The sequence below is a fragment of the Pseudoalteromonas sp. S16_S37 genome, assembly GCF_014694405.1.
Lineage (GTDB): Bacteria > Pseudomonadota > Gammaproteobacteria > Enterobacterales > Alteromonadaceae > Pseudoalteromonas.
In genome coordinates this window covers 63,276-69,947 of record NZ_JAAUWV010000021.1, presented here as the reverse complement: position 1 = coordinate 69,947, position 6,672 = coordinate 63,276, and the positions used below count along the sequence as shown (strand labels likewise).

General features: G+C 39.0%; 6 protein-coding genes. All 6 read right to left on the bottom strand.

Translation table 11 applies throughout. From position 1 onward, the window contains the following. Positions 1–325: 325 nt before the first annotated feature. The 6 genes from HC733_RS11310 to HC733_RS11285 all read right to left on the bottom strand — a co-directional run bounded on the left by HC733_RS11310 (position 326) and on the right by HC733_RS11285 (position 6,671). Positions 326–1,012, bottom strand: a complete 687-nt coding sequence (locus tag HC733_RS11310) for a hypothetical protein (RefSeq protein ID WP_190365158.1) — start codon at positions 1,010–1,012, stop codon at positions 326–328. Positions 1,013–1,147: 135 nt separating this feature from the next. Further along, the gene (locus tag HC733_RS11305) at positions 1,148–2,074 is read right to left on the bottom strand and encodes a hypothetical protein (RefSeq protein ID WP_190365157.1); all 927 of its coding nucleotides are present in this window, start codon (positions 2,072–2,074) and stop codon (positions 1,148–1,150) included. Between the two features lie 318 nt (positions 2,075–2,392). After that, positions 2,393–2,986: an outer membrane beta-barrel protein gene (locus HC733_RS11300; protein WP_190365156.1), complete on the bottom strand. Its 594-nt coding sequence runs from the start codon at positions 2,984–2,986 to the stop codon at positions 2,393–2,395. Positions 2,987–3,059: 73 nt separating this feature from the next. Next, entirely contained in the window at positions 3,060–4,463 is a 1,404-nt protein-coding gene (locus HC733_RS11295) for a YcaO-like family protein (protein ID WP_190365155.1), read from the bottom strand. 217 nt (positions 4,464–4,680) lie between these two features. Continuing rightward, positions 4,681–5,283 (bottom strand): hypothetical protein, encoded by a 603-nt coding sequence (locus HC733_RS11290; protein ID WP_190365154.1) that lies wholly within the window; start codon positions 5,281–5,283, stop codon positions 4,681–4,683. After that, positions 5,280–6,671 carry a hypothetical protein gene (locus HC733_RS11285; RefSeq protein ID WP_190365153.1) on the bottom strand — a complete coding sequence of 464 codons (1,392 nt, stop codon included), beginning with the start codon at positions 6,669–6,671 and terminating at the stop codon, positions 5,280–5,282. The genes HC733_RS11290 and HC733_RS11285 overlap by 4 nt, the downstream gene beginning before the upstream one ends. Between the last annotated feature and the right edge of the window lies 1 nt (position 6,672).

Here is a 6,672-nt window from a genome sequence, read left to right as displayed (position 1 = left end):
TGGGATTAAACCGCTTGAAAGGCATATTGGGCGACAAACTCAATGCCATTCTAGCGGGTGTGGGCCAAAACTTTAGAAAAATCCTAAGCCTATTAAGGCTTTTTTACGTCTGGATTTTATGTTGGCTATGTGCGCCATTGGCACGTGAAAATCAAACAACAAAAACGTTAGATGGTTAACCGAATCTAAAGATAGCAATCCAAATTGAACAACCTCAGTTTTTTGAAAAACCGAGATTTTCAGAATCGACTAAGTAAAAGCATTAGAGAGGTTTGGTTAGGTATATTAAGTGGCTGCTACAGTACGAGTCAGCTTATCGGTGAGGCTATTTACAAGTAACAGAATACAATTTATGTTCTTGATTAAAATCACATTGCGTTGGCGTTGTGCTGTTTTTGTTGAGGTAGGAAATGTACTCAACTCGCCCATTAAAAACAGCGCTGATATGTTCAAGCACAGCGTCTGTATTGCCCAACGACTCAAGACTTGATGCTCTTTTTATGTAATGCGTTAAAATACGCTTACTTGCAGGAATCGAACGGCCGAGCTTATCGTAAAAAACAATATTATCGAACCCTAAACTGGCTTTGTTGTCGGTGCCTTTAACATTTATTTTAAGCACGGCTTTTGCAAACGTGTTGTCAGCAAATTTAAAGATATGTAACACACTAACAGGAAAGCCTGTTGCTGTTGTAATTGGGTGATCACCTAATGTGATAGTAACACCATCATATTCGGCGGTAATTTTCTGTGTAGCGATTAACCTTGCGAAGCGCTCATCGATAAGCTCAAAACCTGCGAGTTTATTGTTACTGTGCTGCTGGGTTAGCCACTGCTCAAAATCACCAGCTCTTATGGCTTGAAATGCAGAGTGATATCGTTGTTCTGGAATTGACGTTACACGCTCAATATTGTCTATGGCATCTTGCATCACAGGGCTTGTGTTTGCGTGTAGCTTGGATGAAATTAAACAGCAGATTACTGTAAGCATACTTATGTAGATATTTGTCATGACGATTTCCTTTCGATATGGATTTATCTTTTCCATAAGAGCGCACTTAAACAATAAAGTTTATATGCGATTGGTTATAAAAGTGCTCGCTCTAAGTCGGTGCGAGCACAAAAATATGTATTTGTTTATAACTCGTTAGGTGCAGCTAACATAATACACACCTCGTTCTTGAGTGATATCACATATTCCGACGTCACCGCTTGGGCCTCCGCCTGTACTGCCACCACCATTGTAATAAACAGGGGCCTCAAAAACATATTCAAAATGCTCTTTAACTGCTCCTCTATCACCTACTTCTTCAAAGCTTGAGATATTTTTTATATATATCTTTAGGAGATGTTTTGACGACTTTGGTATAAATTTCCCGCGTTTGTCGAAAAATTTGGCATCATTAAACTCCAGCTTAATTTTACCCCCTATTATGTCTCGCATAAAAAATCCCACACTTACGGTTGTGTCATCTGCAAACTTAAAGCGAATAGTTGCCACTTTTGTAACTGTTGAAATATTGAAGATCCCCAGTTGGATGGAGGCCTTTACGTCAGCTCTTAGTTTAGCAAACTCAGCGTCTAAAATATCAAAGCCATTCAATTTATTATCAATATGTTCTTCAGTTAACCAATCCAAAAAATCTCCATCGGTAACCGCCTTAAATGCGGACTTAAATGTATCGTTGGGTATAGGCAGTACTGAGTTATCTATATTGCTAACTGTACCTTTAATCACCGAATCTGTACGCGCTAAGTTTTGACTAAGCGCACTTGATTGTGGTGTGTGATTTTTGAGTAATGAAACATCGTTTGAGGCATCGATACCGAAATCTAAAGATCCTGGGTTAACATAGTTAACTACGTACTCTTTGATATAGAACTGGCCGTTTACATTATCACTCACATAGATTTTTTGACCTTTTTGCACTGCATAGGCTTCTGCAGTTTTTTGCATTTGCCAATCGGAGCATCCGTTACAAGGAACGATTATATCTAAGTTTGGGGTGGCAAGCACTGATGAAGAGGCTACAGAGCAGGCTAAAAGAAACAAATATAGAACGAGATTTTTCACGAATATTTCCTTTCGATATTATAATTTTCTCTCTTCAATGAGAGACCTAATATGGTGATTGGTACACCATAGTATTAATTTACCCAAAAAATAAGACAAAAGTAAATAGTGTTAATCTGGTGTTTTTTTTGTGTGGTTTTTTAAGTTCTTAGTCAAATCTATACTGTATTTGCTGAGTGGCAATTGAGGGTCATGAAGAATAAGCAATTTTATGTAGGTTGAAAATGCACAAAGCGGCTTTTAGCAAATATGTTTAGGTGTAAGCCAGTCGAGAGGGGAGTGGGCTTTGTACCATTACAAAGCCCAGATGCAGCTCAATTAAAAGCGATAGGTGATATTGGCACTTGCTTGAAATTGACTTAAAGAGTCATTGTCGAAATGCCAACTGCAGGTGTCTACTGTCTCTGGGTCGTTATCACAGCTCACCGCTGAGGTGTTTTTAACTATGGTTGCTACCCAGCGAACTTCTGTACCAACACTAAACCCCGCACCCAATTGGTAATCAAGCCCTGCGAATAAACCAGTGGCAAAGAAGGTATCATCATCAACAAAGTTAGTGGTAATACGATTAACACCAAGTTGCGCACCTACGTAGGTATATAGGTTATCTGTTATTGGGCGTTTTACCGCACTTTGAAATAGTAACAGCTCAGAGTCGACTTTATGTGTAGGGCTGTTTTCTAGCTCACTTTCAAAAAAGCTATAGTAAATGCCATATTTAGCACCGTCGATGTGATGATCAACACTCACTGCAAAGTGCGTGTCGTCAGCAAGTTCATGCTCTTGTCCTTTACTGGTATGTAGTTTTTGGCTATACGTTTGACCTGCATATGCGGTGATACCAATGTCAGCAAAGCTAGGCATCGAGAAAAGAGCAGTACCAAGTGCAACAGCGCAGAGTAATTTATTCATTAGACTTCCTTTTAACATGGCTTCAATAAGCCGCGGCAAATGACGTTTATTGACAGCAATTCTACATTAAATATCAGATATATAAACCTTGTTGGTTGATTGTCTCCTCGGTTAGCGGCTTATCTAACCATCCTAACTTTACAGGGGTGCTATAAAGGCGAGGGTTTGCCAGTTGAGGCCATATATGGCAAAGACCGGGGATAAAGACTTTTGCAGTGTGCATTGGCGATTCTGTGCGTTTATAGTCCAAAGCAACTACATCAAACCCAAAACCTTGGAGGTGCTCAGCAATGTTTAAAATATCAGATTTGAGATTAAAGGTTGACTCTAACAAATAAGGTTGTGCTTGTTCAGTATTTTGAATGTCAAGGTAATCACCACCGATAACTGCATCAAAATCGAAAGGCGCTGAGTTTTGGTTACGAATAGGAATAAGCTGGCATAATTCGGATAATGCTCTTTGCGCAGCTAATTCAGCTTTGAAGTGACAACCAAAACCAAATATCCAGCCGTTAGTTTTTTTATCTTTACCTATAGCGGCCATAACAGGTATGCCCAAGTCATTCGTTATATCTAACACCCAATAGTGATGCGTTTGATCCAATGTTTGATGAAGAGGTGAAAGGTATTGCGAGTCTATTCTGGTTAGGTCGAAACTAGGTCGCCTGATTTGGTTATACCACCATATTGCACAGGCATCTCGCTCAATGAGCTCAAAGGTTGCCTGCAGTATAGCTTCCTCTATGGTGTTTCCTGTAGCGCATCCATTAGAGTTCCAACGGCCATATTCACTTTCAATAAATGGGGTATTCGCAAAGCACAATACACTCGGGATGTAAGTTACCTCACTGTGCGTGAATGACCAACAAGGTTGCCAATGAATCTCATTGTTATCATATTGTTTGGCAGCTTGATTGCGCTTTGAGTCAGGATGAGCGGGGTCATTAAATCGTCGGTACTGTGTCTCACTATATGGCACCAGACTGTTAAACAGATAGTGCCTTTTATTGAGTTTTTGAGGCGTAGCAACAGCCCCTATATCCGTTTTTTTAAACTGTGCATTTTTACGTTCAAGTGCTTCGCACAAAGCACTTGCTTGAGATTGTATTGCTTCAACTCCTTTACCTAAGCAGGTCTGATTAAAGCCGTCGATAGTCGCTTTAGCTAGGCTATGGCAACCCTGCTTGTAAAACGCCGTTCTATATATTTTGATTGGTGATGAACTGTCATTTAACAGCGATAACTGATTGATGAGCCCGGTGTAACGGTTTACATAGGGGAGTATTGTATTTACCGTTGACTGAGCTGATACAACTCTAGAACCGCCATCTTTGTCATTGGCAATATTTGAGTCGGTTAAATATATTATTGGCTCGTGGTGAGTAGCTTCTTGATAATAAGGAATGAGAAAACTTTCAAGCTGTTGTTCGCTGCTAACAACGGTACATGTATGGTCGTTAGCTAAGTTATTGAGCAAAGGAGCTGAAACATCTAAAGTTGAGCTTTTTTATTAACACACAGTGATTTATTACTTTATCACGTTGATAGCTACCTGGTTGTTAAAATGATATATCGAGATCAAATCAGTTAAGCTAGTATTCTTGTTCGAATCATTTAACCAGCCTAAAATGAGCAATAATTTTAGGGAAGAGCTATGTAAGAGCCAACTTACATAGCATGACTGTAATACGTTGCTACCAAGTTGCCTTATATAGGTAGTAACCAATAAAGTCTTTTAATAAAACAATGTTATCGCTATCCATGTGGTTAGCTATCCAATCGGACGTAGCACTATCTAAACTTAAGCCATCAACTTTTATTGCTTGTAACTCTTTACTTTTGTTAGCTGAAACTAATAGAGCATTTCTGTCAGTGTCATTTAAAGCAAGATGCCATAGAGTCAAAACTAACGCTTTTTGTTGTTGCTCATTTAATACCGGCGCAGAGTCTGGCACATTTACTCCACCAGCTAATTGGAATACAGGCTCTCTATTGGTTGTAAATACACATCTGTAAGCTACTTCACCAAGCTTCTGGTTTACCAATACAGAGGCTGCAGTTGAACCACTTATCTGCACTAAATTGTCAGTATAACCTTTAGACATTGTGATGCTTGTACTAGCGATAGATAAAGCAGAGTTTGGAATGTAATACTCATCCCTTAAGGTCGCTCTATTTTCTGGCTCATTGATTAATGTGCTGTATAAACTATTAGTGATCTGTCTTAGCTGCGGTTGCGTTGCTTGAGCATAAAGCAATTGCATGCAGCATAAATCATTAGCTAGAGATGAAGTCATTTATTTTCTCCTTTTAGAACTTGAGGAACTGTAAAGATACCATCGAATTGAGCTTCTCGATGGCACGCTATACAGTTTTTGTTATCGATTGAAAGCGTTCGATCGAACGGTTCCATAGACGTATTTCTGATAATTGTTTCGACAGGGGTCTGTGCAGAATATGCGGGTAAAATATTACCCAGTGAATCAACCCACACATTCTCAACAAATCGATAGTTTATCAATGGTGTTTGACTTTTTAGTGACGCATATCCCAATATAGGTAAGCAAGACGAATAATCTAGTTCAGTAAGAGAGTTGCTACTACAGGTTTCTTTGTTTAAGTTTTCTAACGGGACTGAACGATCGGCTGGGAAAAATCTAACAATATTTGCGGGTACGGAAGTTGTTGCTTCGTTTATCGCACATTCTGTATTTGAAAGGGCTACTTTACCTTCTGTAAAGCATGCTTTTACTTTATCATCCGTTATAGGTTTGTTAAATAGAGCCCAGTCTTCTTCTTGGTAAGCTTTGATAAAATCTGATTCTGAAACCAGACTTGGCGCGTTATACATGTATTCATATGTGCTCCATGACCAAGCAGATATCGACTTATTCAAGCACTTTTCAGTATTGCAATTTGCTTCAGAGCTGTTCTTTTCAGGGTTCATTTTATTCGCAATATGCAAGCCAATCAGCCCTACCAATTCAATGCTGCAGTTACTATTTTCGTTATAAACACAAGCTATCGAGGAATGATATGTATCCCTTTTCTGTTTGGGCAGGTTGGTAATTACTCGCCATGCAGCTTTAACTACAATAGCTCCTCTTTTTTGTGGGCTTGATGAGCCGGTTGAAAATTTATCTTTATTTGATGAAAAAGAATGCAGGTCTGCAACAGCCACATCGTTATAATAGACTTGAAAATATACATTTTTATTGTCACTAGTGATCAGTGATATCCCTTCCTGGTCAGGGATTGTAGTATCGCTTAAATACTCTATATGTTGTTTAAAGTTGTTTGGTAAATCTGAGCCTGTGTTTAAAATTAAACTTTTTATACTTGCTTGTGTTTTTGCGGTGATACTTGGTTTTTTATCATACGTTAACTCGCTTTTAGTCTTCCATGTTTGCCAGACAGTAATATCAAACGCTGAAGGTACAGCTTTCGTGTTGGGTGATTGGCCGCCGAGTTTTTCCACAGGCCAATTTAGAGCGTAAAATTGCTTTGTAGAGTAGTTTCTGAAACCTTGAGTGTTTGCACTACTGCCTGCGGAGATTGCTCCATCGAAACATGGTTTAGGGATATTTTCAAATGATACTTTACAATTAGCATCAGGGAGTAGATCTTCTGAAGCTAAACTTGGTGCGGTAAAAAGTACAAGGGACGCTAATAATATTTTTCGCATG